At 37.1% G+C, this 25747-nt stretch carries 17 protein-coding genes; 7 read left to right on the top strand and 10 right to left on the bottom strand.

All coding sequences use genetic code 11. The features are described from left to right. Positions 1–313: 313 nt before the first annotated feature. A complete protein-coding gene (locus tag QP953_RS03510) occupies positions 314–1393 on the bottom strand; it encodes an AIR synthase-related protein (protein ID WP_052598485.1) in 1080 nt (359 codons plus the stop codon). Positions 1394–1761: 368 nt separating this feature from the next. On the opposite strand from QP953_RS03510, the gene guaB reads away from it, so the two are divergent. From guaB to QP953_RS03490, 4 genes are all read left to right on the top strand, one after another. After that, a complete protein-coding gene (guaB, locus tag QP953_RS03505; protein ID WP_052598486.1) occupies positions 1762–3225 on the top strand; it encodes an IMP dehydrogenase in 1464 nt (487 codons plus the stop codon). A 107-nt stretch (positions 3226–3332) separates the two neighbouring features. Beyond that, a complete protein-coding gene (gene guaA / locus QP953_RS03500) occupies positions 3333–4874 on the top strand; it encodes a glutamine-hydrolyzing GMP synthase (protein WP_309553983.1) in 1542 nt (513 codons plus the stop codon). 434 nt (positions 4875–5308) lie between these two features. After that, entirely contained in the window at positions 5309–5668 is a 360-nt protein-coding gene (locus QP953_RS03495) for a hypothetical protein (protein ID WP_309553982.1), read from the top strand. A gap of 4 nt (positions 5669–5672) precedes the next feature. Next, entirely contained in the window at positions 5673–8231 is a 2559-nt protein-coding gene (locus QP953_RS03490) for a T9SS type A sorting domain-containing protein (RefSeq protein ID WP_309553981.1), read from the top strand. A gap of 55 nt (positions 8232–8286) precedes the next feature. Here QP953_RS03490 and QP953_RS03485 read toward each other — a convergent pair whose 3' ends face one another. From QP953_RS03485 to QP953_RS03470, 4 genes are all read right to left on the bottom strand, one after another. Continuing rightward, positions 8287–8934 carry a hypothetical protein gene (locus QP953_RS03485; RefSeq protein ID WP_309553980.1) on the bottom strand — a complete coding sequence of 216 codons (648 nt, stop codon included), beginning with the start codon at positions 8932–8934 and terminating at the stop codon, positions 8287–8289. A gap of 13 nt (positions 8935–8947) precedes the next feature. Then, positions 8948–9976, bottom strand: a complete 1029-nt coding sequence (locus QP953_RS03480; RefSeq protein WP_309553979.1) for a hypothetical protein — start codon at positions 9974–9976, stop codon at positions 8948–8950. Positions 9977–10215: 239 nt separating this feature from the next. Beyond that, positions 10216–11472, bottom strand: coding sequence for a glutamyl-tRNA reductase (gene hemA, locus QP953_RS03475; RefSeq protein ID WP_052598492.1), 1257 nt, complete (start codon positions 11470–11472; stop codon positions 10216–10218). A gap of 240 nt (positions 11473–11712) precedes the next feature. Next, the gene (locus tag QP953_RS03470; protein WP_408913528.1) at positions 11713–12105 is read right to left on the bottom strand and encodes a RidA family protein; all 393 of its coding nucleotides are present in this window, start codon (positions 12103–12105) and stop codon (positions 11713–11715) included. 265 nt (positions 12106–12370) lie between these two features. Between QP953_RS03470 and QP953_RS03465 the strand changes: the two genes are divergently transcribed. Together QP953_RS03465 and QP953_RS03460 are read left to right on the top strand one after the other, a co-directional pair. After that, positions 12371–12793, top strand: a complete 423-nt coding sequence (locus QP953_RS03465) for a hypothetical protein (protein WP_309553977.1) — start codon at positions 12371–12373, stop codon at positions 12791–12793. Positions 12794–12946: 153 nt separating this feature from the next. Beyond that, positions 12947–14050, top strand: a complete 1104-nt coding sequence (locus QP953_RS03460; RefSeq protein ID WP_052598494.1) for an anhydro-N-acetylmuramic acid kinase — start codon at positions 12947–12949, stop codon at positions 14048–14050. Positions 14051–14146: 96 nt separating this feature from the next. Here QP953_RS03460 and QP953_RS03455 read toward each other — a convergent pair whose 3' ends face one another. The 4 genes from QP953_RS03455 to QP953_RS03440 form a co-directional block, all read right to left on the bottom strand. Further along, entirely contained in the window at positions 14147–15106 is a 960-nt protein-coding gene (locus QP953_RS03455) for an energy transducer TonB (protein ID WP_309553976.1), read from the bottom strand. Between the two features lie 480 nt (positions 15107–15586). Next, on the bottom strand, positions 15587–16840 hold the full coding sequence (locus QP953_RS03450; protein WP_309553975.1) for a hypothetical protein: 1254 nt from the start codon (positions 16838–16840) through the stop codon (positions 15587–15589). Positions 16841–17103: 263 nt separating this feature from the next. Next, complete coding sequence (locus QP953_RS03445; RefSeq protein ID WP_309553974.1) at positions 17104–18189, bottom strand: peptidoglycan-binding domain-containing protein; 1086 nt, start codon at positions 18187–18189, stop codon at positions 17104–17106. 218 nt (positions 18190–18407) lie between these two features. Continuing rightward, on the bottom strand, positions 18408–19631 hold the full coding sequence (locus tag QP953_RS03440; RefSeq protein ID WP_052598498.1) for an HD domain-containing protein: 1224 nt from the start codon (positions 19629–19631) through the stop codon (positions 18408–18410). A 477-nt stretch (positions 19632–20108) separates the two neighbouring features. Between QP953_RS03440 and QP953_RS03435 the strand changes: the two genes are divergently transcribed. Then, positions 20109–23753, top strand: coding sequence for a VPS10 domain-containing protein (locus tag QP953_RS03435; protein ID WP_309553973.1), 3645 nt, complete (start codon positions 20109–20111; stop codon positions 23751–23753). Positions 23754–23834: 81 nt separating this feature from the next. On the opposite strand, the gene QP953_RS03430 is transcribed toward QP953_RS03435, so the two are convergent. After that, positions 23835–25685: a DNA topoisomerase IV subunit B gene (locus QP953_RS03430; protein WP_052598500.1), complete on the bottom strand. Its 1851-nt coding sequence runs from the start codon at positions 25683–25685 to the stop codon at positions 23835–23837. Positions 25686–25747: the final 62 nt, after the last annotated feature.

Below are 25747 nucleotides of genomic sequence, written 5' to 3'. Positions count from 1 at the left end.
CCTTTTATCTATTCAAGTAGATCAAAATAGTGCTTGGTGTTTTTTACTGTTGCTAGAAACCTCAGAGTTAACAAAGCAAAACAGCAGAAATCATTGGCTATTAAATTAACAATTAGCTTTTTAAATACTGGAGAAGCAAATTTTGTTAACAATCAACAAAACTAGCAACCTATTTCTTTATAATACCTACTAATTGTTCGTTTAAAGCGATTTCGTCACAAAGCATGGATTCAACAACTTAATTATTTTTCAATAAATCATGATATCGTTAAAGAAAAAAGACTGTCTTTCGCAGACAGTCTTCTTCATTATTTTAGTACGTTCCTTCTAGTTCAGCGCTTGCTGTTTTCAGCGTAATCCTACGCTCTGCTGTAATTGTTCCAGCTATCTGTGCTTGATAACCTTGTTCTTTCGTTATCTCTAGGATTTTATCTACTTGACTTTCTTCGGCTACAACCAACATTCCGTTGCCCATATTCCAGTATAAATAAGCATCCTCAGCCGCCACATTTCCTAAGTCCATCAAGCGTTTCATAACAGGCAAAGGCTCAAACAAGTTGTCCAAGTCTGCCCCTACTCCATTCGCTTTTAGTACACGCTGAAAGTTATCAATAATACCTCCACCAGTAATATGTGCGACACCAGACAATGCTACGCCTGCCTTAATCATTTTGGTAATAACAGGGGTAAAAATCAAAGAAGGTGTCAATAAAGCTTCGCCCCAAGTAGTCTCGCCTTCGTATATTTCATTGTGCCAAGCATCTCCAAAGCTAGCTTGCATAATTCTGCGAATCAATGAAAAACCATTGCTGCGAAATCCTCGCCCTTTTAAAGCAATCACTTTATCCCCTGCTTGAACAGCAGTACCATCAAAGGGTTTTTCTAATTCTTCTGGTAAAATACCGATTGCCGTAGAGCACCAATTGAAATGCATTCCGTCACCATATCCACCAATGCGATTTCCCAATTCAGCAATTTCACCACCAGAAATACTCATGCCACAAAAGTCACAAGCTTCTGTTAGTCCCTTCATCAAGCTATTAATGGTTGCTCGGTCTAACTGATCGACATCTATGATGTTGGAAATATTCGTAGGTTCAAAACCTGCCGTTGCTAGATCGTCTGCTACCATTGCTACTAAATCAAAGCCTAAGGTATCGTAAATACCCGTACGTTCTGCCAGCTCTATCTTGGTACCAATACCATCGGAAGCAATTCCGATGCGTTGATTGCCAAATTGAAGCATATTAGAGAAAACGCCGTCAACTTTTAGTGCGGCAGCACCTGCCTTATTGGTTCTATTGGAGAAGGTCTTTTTAGCCCAGCCGAATGCATCTTTGGAACAAAGATTTCCAAGGTCGATATCTAGGCCACTTTTCTTTTGATTGGACATTTGTTAATGTTGTGAAAAGAAATGAAATGGTTTAAATTTATAGGCTCTGCCTAACTCTTTTTTCTCTCCCTCTGAATTAAAGTGCAAAGGTAGCATTTTTATATCTAAAACAAATAATCGTTACCGAAAAATAATCCTCCAATTCATCAAAAGGAATAAAAAGCAGAAAAACAAACACATAAAACACTAAAAAGCAAACACATAAAACCACTCAACCTTTTCCTTAGTCTATTAAATTTATTAAATTAATATTAATTTTAAGACTTTAATTGTTTTTTATAACCACTTTAAATCGCGTATATTTGGGATTAACAAAATAACAATGTAGATTTGCTCGCAATTTTTTCCAAACCACTTAACTTTCCAAGATGAAAAAGTTGCTAAAAGAAGGACTCACCTTCGACGATGTTCTCCTCATCCCCAACTATTCCGAAGTTTTACCACATCAAACATCTTTGCGTACACGCCTAACCAAAAACTTGTGGCTGAATATGCCACTAATCAGTGCTGGTATGGATACGGTTACAGAAGCCTCTATGGCAATCGCAATGGCAAGAAATGGTGGAATTGGAGTTATTCATAAGAATATGTCCATACAGGAACAAGCTGAAGAGGTGATTAAAGTCAAACGCTCTCAAAATTTTGTAATTTCAAAACCTATCTATTTATCTGCCAACCACTACGTCTATGAAGCAGAAGAATTGATGGCTAAATACAAAATATCTGGCGTACCTATTACAAACGAAAATGGCACTTTGGTTGGAATTCTAACCAATAGAGACCTACGTTTCGAAACCAATCACAATCGCAAAATAGACGAAGTAATGACTAGAGAGGGCTTAATTACAGCTCCTGTAGGAACAACTCTAGAGGCTTCTAAAGCTATTTTGCAAAAACACCGTATCGAAAAACTGCCTTTGGTAGATGCGGATTTCAAACTCGGTGGATTAATTACCATCAAGGATATCGAAAAAGCAATCCAATATCCCAATGCTGCAAAAGATGAAAAAGGGCGTTTGTTGGCAGCGGCAGCTATTGGTACTTCTAAAGATACACCTGAACGTGTTAAGGCTTTAGTAGAGGCAGGAGTTGATGTTCTGGTTGTTGACACTGCTCATGGGCATTCTAAAGGTGTTATTGACCACTTGAAAAACATCAAAGCAGCCTACCCGAATGTAGATATTATCGCTGGAAATGTTGCAACACCTGAGGCAACAATTGCTCTAATTGAAGCTGGTGCCGATGCTGTAAAAGTTGGTATTGGTCCTGGTTCTATCTGTACAACTCGTGTGGTTGCAGGTGTGGGGGTTCCTCAAATTACAGCAATTGAGGATTGTGCCGAAGCAGCCAAATCTTATGGCATTCCTGTTATTGCAGATGGAGGATTAAAATACTCTGGTGACGTAATCAAGGCATTAGCTGCCGGTGCTTCTACTTGTATGATGGGTAGTATGCTGGCTGGTTGTAAAGAGAGCCCCGGTGCTATGGAGTTGTACCAAGGTCGTAAATTCAAAGTTTACCGAGGGATGGGATCGATTGGTGCCATGCAAAAAGGAAGTAAAGATCGTTATTTCCAAGAAGGGAAAACAGAAGAGAAAAAATTAGTTCCAGAAGGAGTAGAAGGGCGTGTTGCTTACAAAGGAGAAGTAGCCGATACTTTGTTCCAACTGATTGGTGGTGTACAACAAGGTATGGGATACTGTGGAGCTAAAGATATCGAAATGTTGCACGAAACTGCACGTTTTATGCGCATTACAGGTGCTGGCTTAAAAGAAAGTCATCCTCATGATATCTATATTACTAAAGAAGCTCCTAATTACAGTGTTCGTTAGAGTTGATCTAAGTATGCTGTGTTATAGGTTTTAAAAAGCAAATGTTCCTTTATTCATCATCTTAAACTTGTTAATTTTCAACAGGTCATTGTCATAATTATAAAAAAATGAATAACCACGAGTTAATTCTAGTATTAGATTTTGGAGGTCAGTACAATCAATTGATTGCTAGACGTGTCCGAGAATCAAAAGTATATTGTGAAGTTTTACCTCACAATGCTGATTTAGCTACTATTACAGCTAAAAACCCAAAGGGAATTATTTTTACAGGTGGTCCTAGCATTGCTTACGAAGAAAATGCGCCGTCTGTTGATCCTAAGATATTTGAGCTAGGCATTCCCATTTTAGGAATATGTTATGGTGCTCAATTAACTGCCCATCTTTTAGGAGGAACGCTAGAAGCTGCTCAAAACCGTGAGTATGGGAAAAAGGAACTGGAGGTGGCTGGAGCCCATCCTATCTACAAAGGGGTTCATCAGAAAACAGTTTGTTGGATGAGTCATACTTATCATGTGACCAAACTACCTAGCGAGGATTACAAAATAATTGCTCAAACAGATCACTGTCCAATTGCTGCGTTTGCCAACGACAAAGACAAGATTTATGGTTTTCAATACCACCCTGAGGTTGTGCATACCACAGAAGGTAGACAAATGCTAGAGAATTTCTTGTACGAAATCTGTGGTTGTCAAGGAGATTGGATCATGAGTAATTTTGTAGAAAACACCATTCAGCAACTAAAAGAAGAAATTGGTGATCGCAAAGTCTTGTGTGCCTTGTCTGGTGGTGTTGATTCGTCTGTGGCAGCCATGCTAGTGCACAAAGCGGTTGGACATCAATTAACTTGTATCTTTGTGGATAATGGCTTATTGCGTAAAGATGAAGGTGATTTGGTTGAAAAAGTATTTACAGAACAGTTTGATTTAAATTTAATTCGTGTCAATGCACAAGAATTGTTTTTAAGTAAATTAGCTGGTATCACCGATCCTGAGACAAAACGTAAAAATATCGGTGAAACATTCATCCGTGTTTTTGAAGCCGAAGCGGATAAACTAGATGGCGTAGAATTGTTGGTACAAGGAACAATCTACCCAGATGTTATTGAAAGTGGTAGCGAGCATGCCGCTGTTATCAAAAGTCATCACAATGTAGGAGGCTTACCAGAGGATATGTCTTTTACTGGTGTTATTGAACCTTTGCGTGACTTGTTTAAAGATGAGGTGCGAGAAGTTGGACGTGAACTAGGTTTACCAGATCATGTTGTAGATCGTCAACCATTCCCTGGTCCAGGTCTCGCTATTCGAGTTATCGGAGACATTACAGAAGAGAAATTGGATATTTTGCGTGAAGCAGATTGGATTTACAGAGAAGAGATTCGTAAAGCTGGTTTGGCGAAAGAAATTTGGCAATATTTTGCAGTCTTAACAGGAATTAAAACAGTCGGTGTGATGGGAGATGAACGCACCTATAACTATACCATCGGATTACGTGGTGTCACAAGTTTGGATGGTATGACTGCTGATTGGGCTAGAATTCCTTATCCTACTTTAGAAGCTATTTCTACTCGTATTGTGAATGAAGTACAACATGTCAATCGTATCGTTTATGACATCACGTCTAAACCTCCTGCGACCATCGAGTGGGAGTAAAAAATAAATTTTAAAGCAAGTTTCGGTCGAAACTTGCTTTTTTTTTATATGCTTATCACTACAAAATTCCAACCTTTTACCAATTTAGTTGTCATAAGTGTAGTTGTTGTATGTCATCCAATATCCCTACTCTTCACACAACAAAGTTTTCTAATTCACCGTTCTATTAAAAACGCTCTTACAAATCTATCTCCTAAAAAGGATAAAACATTCCATCACAAAACAATATTATTCATTTGATAGTAGTGGTTTGGGATAAGTAACTTTCTTATTATCATCTTTTAATCAGCCCTTTTACCTAAGATTATCGTCCAACTAAGTTCACTTTTGCTCTTTTTTGATCATAAAGTAGTAGAAGTAAACAATTACCCTCCACTATTCCTTCTCAATTTCTTCCCAATTCTATCTATTTTTTAATGCTTAAAATATATTTTATGAAATATACTTTACTGTACTTTCTTGCCTTTATGCCATGGTTAAGTTGGGGACAAACAACGCTATCCAAAACTCCTATAACAGTCGTTCCCACCACAACCTCTACTTCTGAAGCCATACGAACTGTTCCTTCAGATATAGAATTATTAAAAAAAGAACTAGATGGGACGTTTTATGTCGAGACCAACCTAGCCAATTATCAGGTACTTTATACCCAGAGCTTGCTAGAAACGATAAAAGCTTCCCGAAAAGCAACCGAAATAGTTCGGTTTAATTGGGATAATTATGTTACGATTGTCATCCTCCCCCTTAGTCATACTCCTGCTTCTATATCTCCTAACCCAACTAAAAGCGAATAATAATATGATGCATTTATACACTAGAAAAATAATATTTACTCTATTGTTGAGCACCTTCACTTGTTTATTTGCCCGTGCACAGAACGATTGTGGATCGGCAGTAGCCGTCACGGACTTAACAGGTTCAACCTGTGCCACGAGTGCTCCAAGTACTACGAATGCACTAGGAGCAGGGTCTTGCGAAGAAGGAAATAACGATACATGGTTTCAATTTACAGCACAAGGAATTTCCGCCAATATAACAGTAAGCAGTACGGCCAATGGCTGGCGTCCAGAATTTTTGGTTGTATCAGGAACTCCTGCTAGTACCTGTGCGGGTTTTACAGAAGTATCTTGTAACGACCAAAATGGTAATTATACGAGTATTAGCGCTGCTACTACTCCATTAACAATAGGAGAAACCTACTGGATTGTTGTTTCTAGTAATAACGATAACAGCACAGGAACATTGAGTGTTTGTGTAGACAATCCTGCACCTCCACCTGGTTGTATCGATAATCAAGATTGTAGTAGCCCTGCATCTATTGCCTTAAACCCTACTGGTGGGGCAGATGTCTGTGTCAACGATTGTAATACAGGAGCTTCATTTGGTCCTGACTTTGCGGGAACCAATTGCTTTGATTTTCCTAACAATACCGTTTGGTATTCTGTTACTACTGATGCAACAGCAACCTCTTTGAGTGTTAATCTTACTAGTGCTACACTTAGCAACCCTGAATTTACAGTTTTTACAACTCCTGACTGTAGCAATTTTACAGTTATTGATTGTGTAGAAGGCACTGGTGGTTCGGCTAGCTCTAGTAATGTAACTGTTACGCCTAACACCACCTATCTAATTGCCGTCTCAGATGCTACGGCAGATCAAGGGACTTTTGATTTATGTATCAGCCAAGATGTTGCCCCTTCTAGTTGTACAGACAACAACGAATGTACCTCTGCAGCGACAATTACTTTAAACGCTTCTGGAGGAGCTGCAGCCTGTGTTAATGACTGTAACAATGGAGCTACTGCTGGTCCTAACTTTACAGGAAACAACTGTTATGACCTTCCAAATGAAACCGTTTGGTATACCTTTACCACTGATGCAGCAGCAGCTACTTTAGATATAAACCTAACGAGTACCGACTTATCAAACCCTGAGTTTACCTTATTTACCAATAGTTGTGGACCTTTTACCATTATCAATTGTACAGAAGGAACAGGAGGTAGTGCTGCTGCGACACAAATTAATATAGCGCCTAATACGACTTATATTCTTGCCGTATCGGATGTTTCAGGGAATACTGGAGTATTTGATTTGTGCTTGAGTCAAGATTTAGACAACAGTGCTTGTAATGTAGATAATAGGCTTGAGGTAACAAGCACTTCTATGGGGTCTCCTTTGACGGGACCTTTCCAAGCTGGAGAGGTTGTTACTTTTTGTTATACCATCAATTCTTATATTTCATCTACAACCAATTGCAATTATCTTCATGGCATTGTTCCTAGTTTTGGAAACTGCTGGGATCCTGTATCTTTCGATGCACAAGGTCAACCTACTAGTTTGCCAACGCCTTTGTCTACAGTTGGGGTTATTGGACCTTCAACAACAGGCCCTCCCAATCCTTGTGAGGGAGATTCTCCAGGTTCTTGGGCATGGTTTCCTGATGGAGCCGTAACCTATAACCTAACCACCCCCAACCCAACAGGATTAAATTCTGGAGATAATGTTGGAGCAGGTTGGTTCTTTTTAACTTCTTATGCTTCGCCTAGTGGTGATTGCAACACGCCAGAAACAGACCCTAACAGTAGTTACGGAGACAACAATTTTCCTCAATGTGCTGATCTTGGGGGCTGGCAAGTTTGTTTCTCTCTGCAAGTTAAAGACATTACTGCTTGTAGTCTAGGAGAAACAGATTGTAGTGTTTCTATGAAAACATTTTCAGATGGAGAAATTGGAGTTTGGGCAGATATTGGATGTACTGTTGATATACCAACTACATTTCCTGCTTCATTTGATTGCATTCTTTTGTCAACTGACTTGATAGAATTTAAGGGCAAACAAATCGGTTCCAAAAACTTCTTGAGTTGGACTATTGATAACACTCAAAACTTAGAGTTTTTCAGAATCGAAAAAAGTACCGATGGCATTAATTGGGAGACAACAGATATTGTTAATAGTGATCCTACTCAAAGAAAATATTCTTTTGTAGATCCAATTCCTTTTATTCCTACGACTTACTATAGGTTAAAAATTATAGCTATAGATGGTAGCATTACTCAGTCTCCTATTATTAGCGTACGTTCAGACAAAGAATTAGGATACAACTTAACCACAGAACTACATCCAAATCCTGCAAAAGACTATATTCAATTTGAGTATACTGGAAATGATTTTTCATCACCTTTACACATTCATATTGCTAATATGGTGGGACAAACTATGGTAGATTATTCTATTGGTCAAATGGACTTAAACGAGCCCAATCATATCAATACATCTGCTTTACCTGATGGGATTTATTATATCAGTATCACACAAAGTGGTCTAAAATCAACTCAAAGAATTACGATTATTCGGTAAACCTTAGATACAAAACGGGCAAGGTCAACATAGACTTTGCCCGTTCTTTTATTTCCTAATTCACCCGAAACAAACGAAAAGCTATTCTCAATTGTATATCGTGAAAACGATTGTAATCTGAAAACTCTACAAAGCCAGATGCAGTACTGCCTATGTAAATGGTCTGTTTCATATAATAATTGAAATAGTGCTTGTATAAGAGCTCAAATCGAAAACGCCCTTTGGTGTACGAAATCCCTGTCAAGGCTCCCACCATTACCTTGTTTTGATAAAACAAAAATCCATTGTTGAACCAAGGTCCTAAAATATTGCCCAACTCTACCCCTAAATGGAAACCTATGTTATTGGGCAAAGTATATTGCGCATCTATTGGTATAACCAAAATATGAAACCAGTATTTACTGTTTTCTGGATTTATATAAGCTTGCTTTATGTAATTTCCTTCGTGTCCTTTATACTGATATTCTATCCCCAGACCAAAAGAAAGGCGGTCATCAAATCCCAACCTAGCTCCAAAGCCTATGTCCAACCCTCCTCCTGGAAAATGCGTTTCAGCCGTAAAATTAGGTCTCGGCTTCTCTTGGGATACATATTGGCGATGAATTGACATATTTAAGCCTGTCCCTACTATAGCCTCTACACTAAATTGTGCCACAAGAGTATAGCTAAAAAAGATAAATAAGATGCTATAATATATTTTCATAACAATTGTAGTTTTATCGTGGGCAAGATTTAGAACCACTCATTAAAGGTGTTTGTAAATAAGATGAACAGTAGTCAAATCGATAATCATTATCCGATTTTTCATTCCAGTAAATCAACAATCCATTGGGTCGTATATCATAGCTATAATTGATCTCACTAACATTGCCAACAGTTCCGCCTGTCCCATGACCAAAATTAGGGCTTTTAGTTTTATCATTGGCTTCTACTCCCCATCCTACATTCCAAGTAATGGTTGTTCGCTTGCGGTACCAATAATTTAAAAAGCCTCTGTACTGAGATTTGATGTGTACGTTAAAATAGCTTTTCACCTCCATTGGTGCTGCATTAATTAACACACTATAAGATAACTGGCTAGTTTTATTATCCACATTATAATAAGCATAGATTCGATGCTCTACACCAGAATACCCGTGCAATGTATGCCATATATCATTGGGATGGCAATATCGACTATTTACCAAATTAGCTTCCATATCTCGTCTAGGTACTACCCAAATGCCATTTTTTTCATCAGAAATAAGTTCTTTTTGTGCTTGTGCTAGTTTTTCCTCAGAACTATCTTCGATACGTATTATATGCGTATTGGTATATTTGACCAAGAAATTTGCAATCGATACTTCTCCATTGATGTTGAGCAGGGCACTCAAAAAGGGATGATAGCCCTTCATAGAAACAGAACTATCTGGTGTCATCCAAAGATAGTCTTGATGTTGTTCTTGAAAGCGCTGATAATCGACTCTATTTTCAACCTGTTCAAAATCTCTCTGAATGGCATCAAATGTCATCTTCATAGAATGGAAGCCTATTTTCGATTGCCATTCGCTCACATCAATGGGCATTGGTGTATTAATGGCTAGACGAGTGGCATCAAATTGTTCTTGAGAGGGGAAGTGCAAGCGACCGTCAATCAGACGAACCTCACTTAAAGAGGGGATGGGAAGATTTGGTAAAGGTTCTTTTCTTTCGCAGGCAGTAAATGCACCAACGATAAAAAATAAAGCAACAAAACGAGCTTTCATAATTGGGACTATTTGGATGATTTATAACTACATATCCATCCAAACTTATAAAAACAAACTGTTTTTACAAAATTATTCAACACAAAAATATTAAAAAAATTTTTAAAATGTAAAACATTGTAAACGAGTGTAAACAAATGTAAAACAATGTAAACAAATGTAAATTTTTCAAAAAAAAAAAGCAAAATCTGTTGTAGTAGATTTTGCTTTTTCTCTAATAATTATTTGTATTATTCAAACTATTTTTTGCTAGAAACAACCCCTGCTAAATGTTCTTTTGCCGCTTGAATTGGAATAGCAATGCATCGTTTCTCCATGTAAGTCATCATTCGATCAATCAATTCTTGTACTTCATGATCCAAAGAAGAAACTTCGTTCTTAAAAACAGACGTTAAAGCATGTTGACGAATCGCCTTGATTTGCGTCGGAACTTCCTTCAAAGCTAATTCTACCTGTCTACCTTTATAAATTTTTCTAAACTCAGCGACACGCTCTTTGATAATTGCCTGAACATTAATGACCTCTTTTTCTCTAAATGCTAAGTTTTCGTTTACCAACTCTTTCAATCCATCAATTTCAATATAAGTTGTTGGATAGGTTTCTGCAATTACTGGATTAATATTATTAGGAATAGACAAGTCAATCAAAATTTTCTCATCTGTTTCCCCTTGCAACAGCTTTTCGTATAATTCGGGAGTAATGATAGCTTCTGTTGCTCCTGTACAAGCAATTAAGATATCAAAACCTTTGTCATATTGGGGCAGTGCATCCAATGTAAATGCCGGACCTTTGCCCAACATTTTTGCTAAAGTAACTGCATTGGGTTTAGAACGATTAAACACCGTACAGTTTTGAAAACCATACTTTAACAAAAACTTTCCAACAAGCGTATTGGTTTGCCCTGCTCCTACAATTAAAATACGAGCATCTCTAGGAGGATTTTTAGCCAACAATTGGCGAATAGCCAAAGAAACAACGGATACTGCTTTCTGACCAATTCGAGTAGTCGAATAAACCTTCTTGGCAGATTCCACTGCTAGTTGTACTGCCATACGGATAGAATCCCCTGTTGCTCCAACTTTGCAGCAACGCTGATAAGCCTCCCTTAACTGTCGTAAAATCTCTCTTTCTCCAATTACTAAAGAATCTACAGACGAAGCAACCTCTAACAAATGAGTAATGGCAGCATTCCCATAATAAATACTTGCAGAATCTTTTAATTTAATATTAGCACTTAAATTAGGATAGACAACTGATTCAAATTTCTCTAAAAAACAATCAGTTAAAGGTTGTGCAGATGTGAAGAAAAACAAGACACGATTACAGGTAGCCAAATATAACAATTCGTCCATTCCAAGGGCAGTTTGGATGGCTTGTAATTTTTGTTGAAGGGCACATTCACTATCTAAATTAGGCAATACAAAATTACCAATATTTTTAAGTGGTGTGCTTTTGTGCGTGATAGTTAATATTTTGTAACTACTTAGTGTGTCCATGTATGTAGTAAAGTACGGATGTTAACTGTTGTATAACTTGTGTTTGGTTCTTTATCTTAGAACACAAAAGTACAAGAAAATATACATTTTTCCTGTCATTTTTATGTCAGTTCGCTAGAAGCTATCCTTATTTAAATTTATTCTAATCAAATAACCTTGCTTCTATTCCAAAATATACAAAATTCTTTTCTATTTTGGTCTCTAATATTGATTTGAATGTTCATTTAATCTCCTAGAGTGCTATTCTGACATTAATATGGCAGAAACTTCTATTTCTATCTTCAAATCAGGATTTATCAGGCGACTCACTTCTACCATTGTAGCTGCTGGTTGAATATCTTTGAAGACGGCTCCATGCGCTCGACCAATTGCTTCCCACTCGTCTATATTGGTAACATACATTCGAGTTCGAACAACATCTTTTAGAGACGCTCCTGCCTCTCCTAGTGCTTGTTCTATTTTTTCTAAAATAAATTTAGTTTGTGCATACGCATCGTCTTTTCCAATCAACTGATCTCCATTCATTGCTGTTGTCCCTGCCACTTCTACTATATTTCCAACTCGAACAGCTCGGCTATATCCTACCGTTTTCTCCCACTTTGTACCAGATTGAATTTTTTGTCTCTTGTTCATCATCATTATCATCTTTAATTGTTAAGTATAAAATCACAAGTAGTTGACACTTGTCAATTCCTAGTTTTTTATGCATACATGGCTCATGCCTACTATTCTTCTATAAATCATTAACAAAAAGTTAAAAATTAAACAAATGTTCGAAAATTAAACAAACATTCAATTTTGGTGTAATTTTAGGTTACTCAAACCATAGTAGCGCAACAAACTTTTTTGTAAAACCTCACTCCATTATAATCAAGAACAGTTTAAAATTTAAGATACTATGAGCATAAAATTATCATTTCTGTTTTGCTTAATTTTTTTTCTCTTAGGCAATAGTTTTACCAATACCATTCAAGCTTCCGCAGTCCCTGTTATCAAATCCAACACTTCTACATCAAAGCAATTCAATCATAAAAAAAAGCAATTGAAGCGAAAAAGACGAAAGGCAATAAAAAAACGAATTCAATATTTTAAAGAAAAGCAACTGACTCGCCCCAATTCGGATGTGACACATACTCTACTTGTCATTGTTGGAATAGCTTGGTATCCCATTGCGATTGCATTGCTAGTCACTGCACTTGTTTTGGGGATTACGCCCCTACTTGTTGCCGCTATTATCATGTTATGTTTACCATTGCTTTTGTTTCTAATACTTGGGCTTATACTCATCATTGGGTTAGCTACTTCAGGAGACTGGTGCTAGATTTATCAAGATAACGTTTATCAATCATTTACAAAACGATAACGACACCACCAATTATTAAAAATATAAGCCATTTCCCTTTAAGAATGATTATCTGCTTTGTATTTTTCGTAACAATATTTTGTACTTTCGACGTTCAAATAAAAATAGATTATGAATTATAAAGTACTAGGACTCATGTCAGGGAGTTCTTTAGATGGTTTGGATATTGCATATTGTTCTATCAATTGGGAAAATCAACAAGTAAAAGAATGGGAATTATTGGCTTCCGAAACATTAGATTTTTCGGATATGTGGAAGAGTAGGCTTCGTAATTTGCCCAGCCAAGATGGGCTTATTTTTGCCAAAACACATACTTATTTTGGGCACTATATGGCCGAATTGGTTCAAACGTTTATTCAAAAACACCACTTATCAAATATTGATTTTATCGCCTCGCATGGGCATACAATTTTTCACAACCCCAATCAGCGGATTTCTATTCAGATTGGCGATGGAGCTGCCCTTGCTGCCAAAACAGGTATTACGACCATTTGTGACTTTAGAACCCAAGATGTTGCGTTGGATGGAGAAGGCGCGCCTCTAGCTCCATTAGCCGACCAATATCTTTTCAAAGGCTACGATTTTTATCTCAATATTGGAGGGATAGCCAACTTATCCGCCAATATCAATAACAAATGGGTAGCTATGGATTGTTGTCCTGCCAACCAAGTTTTGAATGCTTTGGCGCAAGAACTAGGAGCAGAATATGACGATAAAGGTATTTGGTCTAGTCAAGGCATCGTTGCTCAAGGACTATTGGAACAAGTTGCCAATTTTGACTATTACACTCAATCCTACCCAAAATCACTGGGCAACGCGTGGATTCGGCAACAAGTTTTACCACTTTACTTAGCAGCATCTTTTTCATGGCAAGACAAACTAGCCACTGCCTGCGAACATATTGCTATTGAAATTGCTACCTGTATCGAACAAGTACTTCAAAAGGAAGCATTTTCAAAACAAAACTACAAGGTTCTAGTAACAGGTGGAGGCGCATTTAATGAATTTTTAATGGAGCGCATCAATGCTTATTGCAATCGCCATGCTGAAGTAGAATTATTTCTACCTGATGCTTCTATTATTTCTTTTAAAGAAGCCATTTTGATGGCATTGTTGGGTGTCATGCGCATAGAAAAGACCAGTAACAGCCTAAAAAGCATTACAGGCGCTCGAAGAAACACTATAAATGGTGCAATTTACCAAGGTTTGTTGTAAGTTTCTAAAAAAGAAAAGAGCCGCAGTTACTCAGGCTGCGACTCTATCATTCATAACTTCTATCTAGCAATCAATAGAATAGATTATAAATACTTATTAATCATTTAGTTTAAATCTTACTGGCAAATTATAACGAACTCTTACTGGTCTTCCACGTTGTTTTCCTGGCGTCCATTTTTCAGGCATTTTGTTCATTAGTTTTATAATTCTAATGGTCTCTTTGCCTAATCCTCCTCCTGGGTCTCTTAGAATTTTAATATCTCCTACCGAACCATCTTTGTTAATAACCAAACTTACCGCCACTAGTCCTTCTATACCCATATCACGAGCCATACTTGGATATTTAATATTCTCATAAATAAAGCTCAATAATTTTTTATCGGCACAGGCTTTTTTCGCTTCATGATTTCCTGCTTGTTCCTCACATCCTGGAAATCTTGGCATTTGATCTGGAACAAGAATAATATCATCATTAGGTGCTGGTTCTTCTGGTTCTGGCTCTGGTTCTATTGCGATAACTGGTGGCAATTCTGTAGCATTTGGGTCGGTTGGACCTGTATAAGTACTAGGAGTTGGACTCACATCTATAATAGGTTCTTCTGGCTTTTCTGGTTCGGGTTCTGGCTCATCTGTTGGCTCAAAAGTTAGCGCAGGTTTAGGAGCTGGTGGCGGCAAAGCTGGTGGCAATTTAGGTTTGTCTTGAGAAGTTGGTGGCACCTCCATTTCGATTTCTTCTAGCTCAGGAAAAAATTCTGCCAATACTTGCTCACTCGTAAACTGTGTCCAAGCAAACGCAATCAATACTACGGCTACCGCTGAAGCAAAACCTGCTAACTTTATATTTTTAGTATGTTGATGAATATCTACTGCGGCATACTTCCGAACCAAAGGAGAATCATTCTTGTTTCCTTCTGTTTTGATTTTTAATGCCTGTTGATTCATATAAGTCTTTGTGGCAAAAATTCCCAAGTAGATGGCTACTCCTACAGCAGCAAAACCTAACAATACCTGTCCCCCACTCAAAATTAGGGTTGATGTAGCAAATAATGTATTCATAATGTTTAGAATTGTTTGGACCATAAACTCCTAGAGCTTATAGTCAATTTAATGTTAAAAGTTTAGTTTTAGGCATGGCAATGCCCTTTAGCTATAACACCCATTGGGTTATGCTTTTAGATATAATTACAAGTATGTTGTGGTGAATATAAATATTGGTGTGTAAAGTAGGGTGAGCCTTTTGCCCACTACTTATACTTTATGTTTAGAAGCATGAAAATTTGCTATCTCATTGATTTCTTGACAAACCTCAAAGCCAATGTGAATCCTCGTCAAATTTTATCCTCTTGTAGTAAGTAATAAAATACTATCTAAAGTAAACTAGCATTTAATAATAGCATTTGATTATATAGATGTTGCCATTTTCTATTTTGGTGTGTCTAGATTATTTTTTTTCAAAAAAAAAAGTCGCCACCCAATAATGGATAGCGACTTTACTACTGATTATAAATCAGTTATACTAAATTCATTGTAGTTCCCTTATTCCTCTTCATCTTTTTCTGCTGGAGTCTCGTTAGAAACATTCTCTTTAATCTCCTCATTTTTAGCAGTTTCAGATACTTCCTCTGTCTTATCTTGTTGCTCTACAGTTTCACTTGGTTGCTCTTGCTGCTCAGCAATAGCTTGTTCTGCTGCTGCCTTAGCCTCTTCTGCCTTTTTAGCCGCTGCTGCCGCCTCTTCTTTGGCTCTTCGAGCTAAGTTTCGAGCATGCTTTGTTTCCAAATCTTTCATAGTCGCATACATATCCTCTAACTTCTTACTTTTAGAATCAATACGTTCACGAATAAGTTTTGCTCGTACCTCTCTTAGTTGTGTTTCTAGTTGACTCACATCACCCGAGTTGATTTTATCATTTTGGATAGACAATTCTTTTTGATCTCTTCCAATAGATTTTTCCATTTTATCAATAGCACCTTTTAACCCTTCTATACGGCGAGTAAGGCGACCTTCAGGAGAACTATTAGGAGAGCGTTTAGCTTTTACTTTTTTAAAGGCACTGTCTATTCGATCCCAAAGTTTTGATCGAAGAGTTCTTGTTAATTTAGAGTTTTTAAAATTTTGCTGAAGTGTTTTGAGCTTATCAAACACCTTTTGCAAGTCAGCTCCTTCTTGCTCAATTAGTGCTTCAATAGGTTCTAAAACTGCCAATAATTTATTATAATTTTCTGTTGCCTCTGATTCAAACTTAGCATCTTCTTGAGAGCGCATTTTTTTCAGTTGAGCAAATAACTCATTGGTTCTATTTCTAAGATTATTAGTATGCTCCCTAAATAAGTTTTGCTCACTAACTTGCATTTGAACCTTTGCCCAAAAATCTTTCATACGTTCCCACATATCTTTCGAGTAAGATTTCAACCCATCGACCTGTTCTTGCAACTCCTCTAGTTCTACTTGATAGTTTTTGTACAATTTGGTAGACAAAACGATAAAAATCCATTCTGTTTGTGTGCGTGCTAACAACTCTGCTTTGTCTGTGCTAATCCCTTCTGGGAGCAAGCTAGTACTAGCAGACAGTGCCATCTCTTGCGCTTCTACTCCTTCAGGAAAAGCAACGGCTTCTCCTTTTCGCCATTGGTCCATCAAGGCTTTTGCAAATTCCTCTGATGCTACCTCTCCTTCGAAAAACCAAGATTTCACTTTGTTTGTTTCAGGATTTAACTCTAAAGCGATCAATACTTTTTGAGCATTTTCTTCAGTACCTTTAGTTCCCCACAATACAAGTTTTGTTTTCATAACAGTCCTTCTTTCCGTAATTTATAATCAAGGCCATTTAGCAGCCTTTTTGTACAATGTATATTTAATTTTCTCTCCACATCTATGCCAATATAGATGTTCGTTTATCATTATAACAAATCCGTATGATAAATGGTTCGTCCTCTAATTTAAGCTTTCTTTTGCAAAAAAAGAGGCCACTTGCCTTAAAAAAAGAACAAGTGGCGATATTTTTATTGTCGTTTAGAATTTATGATTTCTACTAAATTATTTTTTTTACAGATTTAGTAACTAACACCCAAGGCTTTAAGTGTATCAAAGTCTAATTGACCGATTGGAAGACCATTATCTTTTTGAAACTTCACCAAAGCCGCCTTTGTCAATTTTCCCATTACATTATCAATTGGTCCTGGATCATAACCTCTTGCTTTCAAAGCAGCTTGAATTTCTTGTACTTTAACCGCATTAATTTTATTTTGACATAAAACCTCTCTCCACTCAGAGAAACCGCCTGCTTTTACTAGACGACGATTAGAAACCGTTCTATATTGAGCAGGTACCTCCGTCACCTTTGTTTCGGCTGGTTTTACCATTACTGTTTTCTTCACAGTTTTGAATTCTGCTGGAATTTCAATGGTTCTAGTTTCTGATGGGCGAACAACGATGGTCTTAGTAATCGTTTTGTATTCTGCTGGAATTTCAACTCTTCTTGTTGTTGGAGGCGTTTCCACCACACGATCTTTGGTCGTTTTATATTCAGCAGGGATAACCACCTCTTTGGTTGTTGGAGGCGTTTTCATAATTGTTTTTGTAACCGTTTGATATTGTGCTGGCACTTCAACCAAACACCAAACCAAACAATCTTCAGGATCTTGCGACAAACAATTTTTGTCACCTTTCCGTTTAACCCATTTTGTAGAAGCAGGAGAAATTTCGATTTGTTCGGTTACCGTTTCGTAAACGGCTGGTACTTCAACCAACTTAATTTCCTCTGGACGAACCATGATTTGAGTCTCAACATCTTTATAAGTAGCCGCAACAGGTTCTAAGCGAAAAGAAGCTGGTTTAATTTCAATTTGCTCTGTAACCGTCTCATAAACTGCTGGAATAATTTCTAAGCGAGTTGAAGCTCCTTTTACTTCAACTTGTTCGTCTACTTCTTCAAATTGAGCTGGAACAATTTCTAATCTTTGTGTTGCCTGTTTCGTTAAAACCTCTTCTGTCAGATTTTCATATTCATCAGGAATCATACATTTGGCGTAGCATTTTCCTGGTTCAGCATTAGGCGGATAATCTTGTGCTATAATTTTACTAGAAAGAAATGGAACCACAAGTAAGACCGTACAGAGAATGTAAGTTATTCTTTTCATATTATTAAGATGTTTCATAAATTTAATTCAGGGATTTTATTGAACAATAACATTAGTAAAATCACAAGTTTAACTACTGAAAGTATAGAACTATTCGCCTACTAATCAAATAACAATTATTATTAATATATGCAAACTTATTACTTTTTTATCATATTGGCAGGTTTATTCTTGCCAAGAACTGCTTTTTACCGAATCTTAATTTGAAGATCAACTTTTTAGACAACAAATTTAGGATAACAAGCAAAATATTTAACAATTTCTTTGCGCTGCATGCTATGTTCTTGCCATTTAGAAATTGGTTTGGCTGTCTTATCTTGTAATAAAATCAAAATTTCCTCCTTCCCCATTTTATAAGCACGGTTGGCTTCTTTCCCTTCCAAAACCAAATAAGAAAGCTCATCGTCACTAATCTCTGGATATATTTGTTTAATTTTAGTCCGAACAGCATCCAAAAAACTCGCATCTATAGGTTTGTTTCTAAGATCTACTTTTAGTAGCTTTCGCTCCAACAAGCTTTTGGACAAAAAAGAAAGCACAAAATCAGGATGTTCTTCAAAACCTTTTATAGCTGCTAAGATATCGATATCATCTAATCTATAAAAATACTCTACAATTTCATTGGCATTTTTTTTCAAATCCTTTGATGTTAAAGTTTGACTTAAGAAGTAATGCAATGTTTTAGAAATTGGTAACTCCACCCCGTTTTGACATAAATACCTTGCTCTCCGTACAATTTGGATTAACATTTCTCCAGCACAAATCACATTTTTATGCAAGTAAACTTGCCAGTACATTAAGCGTCGAGCAATGAGAAAATTTTCGACAGAATAAATTCCTTTAAACTCGATGACTAGTTTGTCTTCATGTACATTCAACATTTGCAACAAACGATCGTAACCTATGTTACCTTCCTGAACTCCTGTAAAAAAGCTATCTCTTGTTAAATAGTCCATCCGATCCATATCCAATTGTCCAGAAACCAATTGATACAAAAATTTCTTTGGATATTTATTTTTAAAAATCTGAATAGCCAAATCCAATTGCCCCTCAAAAACCTTATTCAAACGCTCCATCAATAGCATAGATATTGCCTCATGATTAATATCTACCAACATATGCTCTAAAGAGTGCGAAAAAGGGCCATGCCCCAAGTCATGCAACAAAATAGCAATAATGACTGCTTCAGATTCTTCTTTTGTAATATCTACTCCCTTACACTTTAGTGTATGGACGGCTTGCATCGTCAAATGCATCGCCCCTATCGAATGATGAAATCGATTGTGTGTAGCCCCAGGATATACATAATGTGTCAATCCTAATTGTGTAATTCTACGTAGACGCTGAAAATAGGGGTGTTCTATCAAATCTGAAATAATTCCTTTGGGTATTTCTATCAAACCATAGATTGGATCGTTCACAATTTTATATCCTAAGCTCATAATATTTATATTCCTTTACGTTTTTTGGCATATTAATCTAATATAATAACAATCGTTCTGTAAAACCAAGTTGAAGGGGTAAGTCATCTCATAATATATAATAGAATTGGGCTAGCCACTTGCTATTTATAATGCCACTTATAATAAGATACATATATTGATCGCTCTTACTCTGTCTATTACTTATACTCCTCCCTTTAGGTTCATTATCTTAACTAAAATTGAACAGACACCTCCAAATATATCTTAACATAATGATGTTATACCAAATTATTGTTTTACTTTTAACAAAAAAAACAACTTTAATAACAAAAAACAATACTTTAAAAGAAATTTAATACGCAAACTCACCGCATAATTCTCAATCAATTATTTTTTAGTTTAAAATTTCTTTCTGCTTTTGTCCCAAAAGCACTTTTCTGTTTCCTATCGCCAATTTAGAAACAGAAGAGAGACCACACTTTAATATACTAAACTATGAAAATTTTTACGGTCTTACTTCTACTCTTTTCTTTTTTTATTAGCTCTATCTTGTTTGGCCAAAATAGTTGGCAAGACATGATTCACGATCCTACTGCCAATTTTTATGATATCCAAAAAGCTTACGAAGATGAACTAGGCAATGTTCCCTATAAAAAAGGGTTGGGTATCAAACAATACAAACGTTGGGAATATTATTGGGAACATCGAGTCGATGAAAAAGGGAGATTCCCTGCCCCTGGACATGTCTTAAATGAAATGTCTAAATATTATAATACACATTCTAACAGCAGGAACTATACCGCTGGTTCTGGTAATTGGACAATACTAGGTCCTACTCCTACCCCAAATAATGGCACTGGACAATTAAACGGGAATGGTCGTTTAAACTGTATTGCTTTTCACCCTACAGATGCCAATACCATTTATGTTGGTGCGCCCTCTGGTGGCGTTTGGAAAACCACAGATAATGGAACTACTTGGACACAATATATTACAGGATTAACAAGATTAGGTATATCTAGTATTGTAATTCATCCAACTAACCCCAATACGATTTATGTAGCAACGGGGGATAGAGATGGGGGGGATGCTCCTGGGTATGGTGTATGGCGTAGTACAGATGGGGGACTAACTTGGTCTCCTCGCAATACAGGAATGGGTAATAGAACGATCAATGAATTGTTGATGGACCCAACGAACCCCAATATTATGATTGCGGCTAGTTCCAATCAACGCATTTATAGAACAACAGATGCTGGCGCTACTTGGACTTCGTCTGCTTCTTTAGGGCATACCCCTAAAGATATTGCCTATCATCCTACCAACTCCAACATTGCCTACGCTTCAGGAACAAGATTTCACAAATCTACGGATGGTGGTGTCACTTGGACTCGAATTACCAATGGCGTTCCTGGTGGAGTGCAACGAATTGCTTTAGCTGTTTCGCCCAATCAACCAGACTGGGTATACCTCATAGGAGGAGCGGGGAATGGCTTAGTGGGTATTTATCGTTCTACCAATAGTGGTACCTCTTTCACAACTCGAACTACCACTCCTAATGTATTAGATTATGCGATTAATGGTTCTGGTACGGGTAGTCAGGCTTGGTATGACTTGGTCATTGCTGCTGACCCAACCGATGCTAATACGATTTATACGGGTGGTGTTAATATTTGGAAATCTACTGATGGAGGGGCAACAATGAATTGTGTTTCTTATTGGGTAGGTCCTTCTGGTGGTGTTGATGGCGTTCATGCCGACCAACATGCCTTAGATTTTTCTCCTCATAATAACAATCTTTATAATGGGAATGATGGAGGGCTCTATCTTACGGTAGATGGTGGCACCAACTGGACGGATCTTAGTAGTGGTCTTGCTATTGCTCAAATTTATAAAATCGGCGTTTCTCAACAAACTCTTGATAAAGCAATCAATGGTTATCAAGATAATGGAACAGCTATTAACGAAGGAACTACTTTTGTAACCGAAATTGGAGGGGATGGAATGGAATGTATCATTGATCCAACAGATGATACGTATATGTATGGTGCATTGTACTATGGAGACATCAGACGCTCTACCAATGGAGGAACAAGTTTTGCGAGCATCTCTGGCCCTACTGGTGAAGGTGGAGGTTGGGTTACGCCTTATAAATTAGATCCCAATAATGCCAATAGGATGTTTGCGGGTTATGATGATATCTGGCGCAACGATGCCGTTCGTACAGGGACAGCATGGACTCAGATTTCTAATTTTGCCAATACTTCTAATATGGTCGATTTGGCGATCGCTCCTTCTAATAGCAATGTACTATATGCCTCTAAAGGAGGTAGTAGCAACTTCTACCGTACCAACAACGCACTCGCTGCCTCTCCTACATGGACAGACTTAGATGCTAACTTGCCTGCTAGTGGAACACCTAGAGATATAGAAATTGACCCAACAGATCCTACTCATTTATTCATCGCTTTAGGTAATAATATTTATGAGTCAACCAATAGCGGAGTTAGTTGGACAGATGTTTCGGGAACACTTCCCAACATATCTCTAAACACAATTGTCATTGATGCTGAAAGTCCTGTTGAGGCCATGTATATTGGTATGGATGTAGGAGTTTATTACAAAGACAACACACTAGCAGATTGGGTACTTTACGCAACAGGCATTCCTAATGTTGAGGTAACAGAATTAGAAATTCACTACAACAGTGCTCAATGTAAAAGTATGCTATATGCTGCAACATACGGACAAGGATTGTGGAAAAGCGATCTTAAAGATCCTGGAAATGTTGCTGCTTTGGCTTGCTTTGAAACCTCTGCTACCAATGTTTGTATGGGAGAGCCTGTTACTTTTACAGATAATTCTTCTTATACCCCTACTTCTTGGACATGGACCATTACGCCAGCTACATTCACTTTTGTTGGAGGTACCAATGCCAATTCTCAAAATCCACAAGTAAGTTTTACTGCTGCGGGGACTTACAATGTACAGTTAAATGCAAGCAATGCTACGGGAAGTGATTTAGAAACTAAGAATGGCTACATTACAGTATCAAGTGCAACCAATGCTTCTTCATTCAATAACGATTTTGAAGCCGAAGCAGCCTGCGCAACTACCAGTGACTGTGGAGCAACAACTTGCCCTCTAGCCAATCCACTATGGTCTAACCTTACCAACGGTACGGATGATGATATTGACTGGCGAGTAGATGCAGGAGGTACTCCTTCTACTGCCACAGGTCCTTCTGTTGACTTTAACCCAGGTACTGCAACAGGAAATTACGCTTACTTGGAAGCATCTAGTTGTAGTGGTCGTACAGGTATTCTTCAAACAGCTTGTATGACTTTAGATCAAAATTATGATTTTGTATTTGGACACCACATGACAGGCAATGCTGTTGGTGAACTTCATTTGGATATTCAAATTGGAGGTGTTTGGACTTTAGATATAATGCCAGCCATTAGTGGCGACCAAGGGAATGCTTGGCGAACAACAAACATTAGTTTAGCACCATATACAGGCCAAACCGTAAAACTTAGATTTAGAGGAATTACAGGCAATGGTTTTCAATCAGATATTGCTATTGATGATATTCGACTGGTTTCTAACGTTCTATTATCAACAAGATTGGAAAGCTTTAAAGCAAATTGTCAAGGCGGTGGTAACAACTTGTTAGAATGGACAATGTCTGACAATCAGTTTAAAGGTATATTTGAAATAGAGAAATATATTGATGAACAATGGACGACTATTGGCACGACAACAGCAACCAACCAAAGAGAATACCAATTTAATGATCCCAACCCTCTTTTAGGTGAAAACCTCTACCGTTTAGCTATGATTGGTAACAACGATACCAAAAACTATAGCTTAAACACAGTAGCTAACTGCGATGTTGATGTATACAGCTTTGTTGTTTTCCCGAATCCATTCAAAAATGAGGTATCTTTGCAATTTCATTCTGAATTTGCTGCCAATCTTCCTTATAGAATTACCAATCTATTAGGACAAAACTTACTTCAAGGACAGGTTCAAGCTAGCAAAGGTTTGAATACATTTGTCCTACCTATACAGGACCTTCCTAAAGGCATTTATCTTCTCCATACAGAAGGTAAAATGATTAAACTAGTGAAGAATTAAGAATTAATCTTGATGCTAAAAATCCCCGTATGGCACTTGCTATACGGGGATTTTTTATTTACAACAAAAAATTACATTCCACTAATCTACGGTTACGACATCTTGTTCAATACGTAAATTTTGTATAATATTTTGTTGGCGATCGGCAGTATTTTTGCCCATATAATAAGACAATAGTTTATCAATATCGGCAGATGGGCTCATTTGTACAGGCTCTAAATGAATATCTTCGCCAATAAATTGTCCGAATTCGCTTGGTGAAATCTCTCCTAGACCTTTAAATCGAGTCACCTCAGCTGTTTTTCCTAACTTATTCATTGCCTCCTGCTTTTCTTCTTCGCTATAACAATAGAATGTTTTCTTTTTATTTCTTACTCGAAAGAGAGGCGTCTCTAGGATATACAAATGTCCACGAATCACTAACTCTGGGAAAAATTGCAAAAAGAAGGTCAATAACAATAGACGAATATGCATACCATCAACGTCGGCATCGGTAGCAATAATTACTTTGTTGTATCTCAAATCATCCAAGCCATCTTCAATGTTCAAAGCATGTTGCAGCAAATTAAATTCTTCGTTTTCATAAACCACTTTCTTAGTAAGATTATAACAATTCAAAGGTTTTCCACGCAAACTAAAAACAGCCTGAGTTTTTACATCTCTAGCTTTGGTAATCGATCCACTTGCTGAGTCTCCCTCTGTAATAAACAACATCGTTTCGTTTGCCCCTTCTTTATTTGTATTGTAATGCAAACGGCAATCTCTAAGTTTTTTATTGTGCAAATTCGCTTTCTTAGCTCTAGTATTTGCCAACTTTTTGATTCCTGCAATTTCTTTGCGCTCTCGTTCAGACTGAACAATACGCTTCTGTAAGGCAGTTGCAACTTCTGGGTTTTTGTGCAAAAAGTTATCTAGCTTTTCTTTGATAAAATCCCCTACAAAGACATTCAAACTAGGACCTTGAGGACCTACATTAATGGAACCTAATTTTGTTTTAGTTTGTGACTCAAAAATAGGTTCTTGAACACGCACACTAATTGCTGCAACAATCGCACTCCGAATATCTGCTGCATCATAATTTTTACCATAAAAATCACGAACAGTTTTTACCAGCGCTGCACGAAACGCATTTAGGTGCGTTCCTCCTTGAGTCGTATTTTGACCATTAACAAAAGAATTATATTGTTCTCCATAATGTTGTCCATGTGTCATGGCAATTTCTATATCGTCTCCTTTTAAATGAATAATAGGATAACGAATTTTTTCAATATCGACACGTTTGGTCAATAAATCCAACAGACCATTTTTAGAAACAAATGATTTGCTGTTGAACGTCAATCGCAAGCCTGCATTTAGGTAAGCATAATCCCAAATACGATCTTCAATATATTGTCGATTGAATTTATAGTTCTTAAAAATGGAATTGTCTGGACGGAATTCGATGTATGTTCCATTAGGTTCTTCCGTTTTAACAAGCTTTTTATCTTCTTTCAATACTCCTTGCTCAAAAATGGCTGTTTTCATTTTTCCATCACGATAAGAGCAAACTTTGAAATAAGTAGACAATGCATTAACAGCCTTTGTACCAACCCCATTCAGTCCTACTGCTTTTTGAAAAGCATTGGAATCATACTTTCCTCCAGTGTTAATTTTTGAAACACAATCAACAACTTTACCCAAAGGAATACCACGACCATAGTCTCTTAGAGTCATCATGCCATCATCTGTCAGCTTGATTTCAATTTTCTTGCCAGCCCCCATCATATATTCATCAATAGAGTTATCAATTACCTCTTTGAATAAAATATAGATTCCATCGTCAGGAGCTGTTCCGTTGCCCAGCTTTCCGATGTACATACCTGGACGTAAACGAATATGCTCTTTCCAATCTAAAGATCGTATATTATCTTCTGTATATTTTGCTGTTGCCATTTGTGTTATTTAATGCTTGTTCTTTTCAAAAGAAAAGCCTGAAATTCTAAAAAATTTCAAGC

Origin of the sequence: Aureispira sp. CCB-E (genome assembly GCF_031326345.1) — a bacterium.
Lineage (GTDB): Bacteria > Bacteroidota > Bacteroidia > Chitinophagales > Saprospiraceae > Aureispira.
The sequence above is the reverse complement of the archived record's forward strand: the minus strand, read 5'-3'. Positions and strand labels throughout refer to the sequence as shown.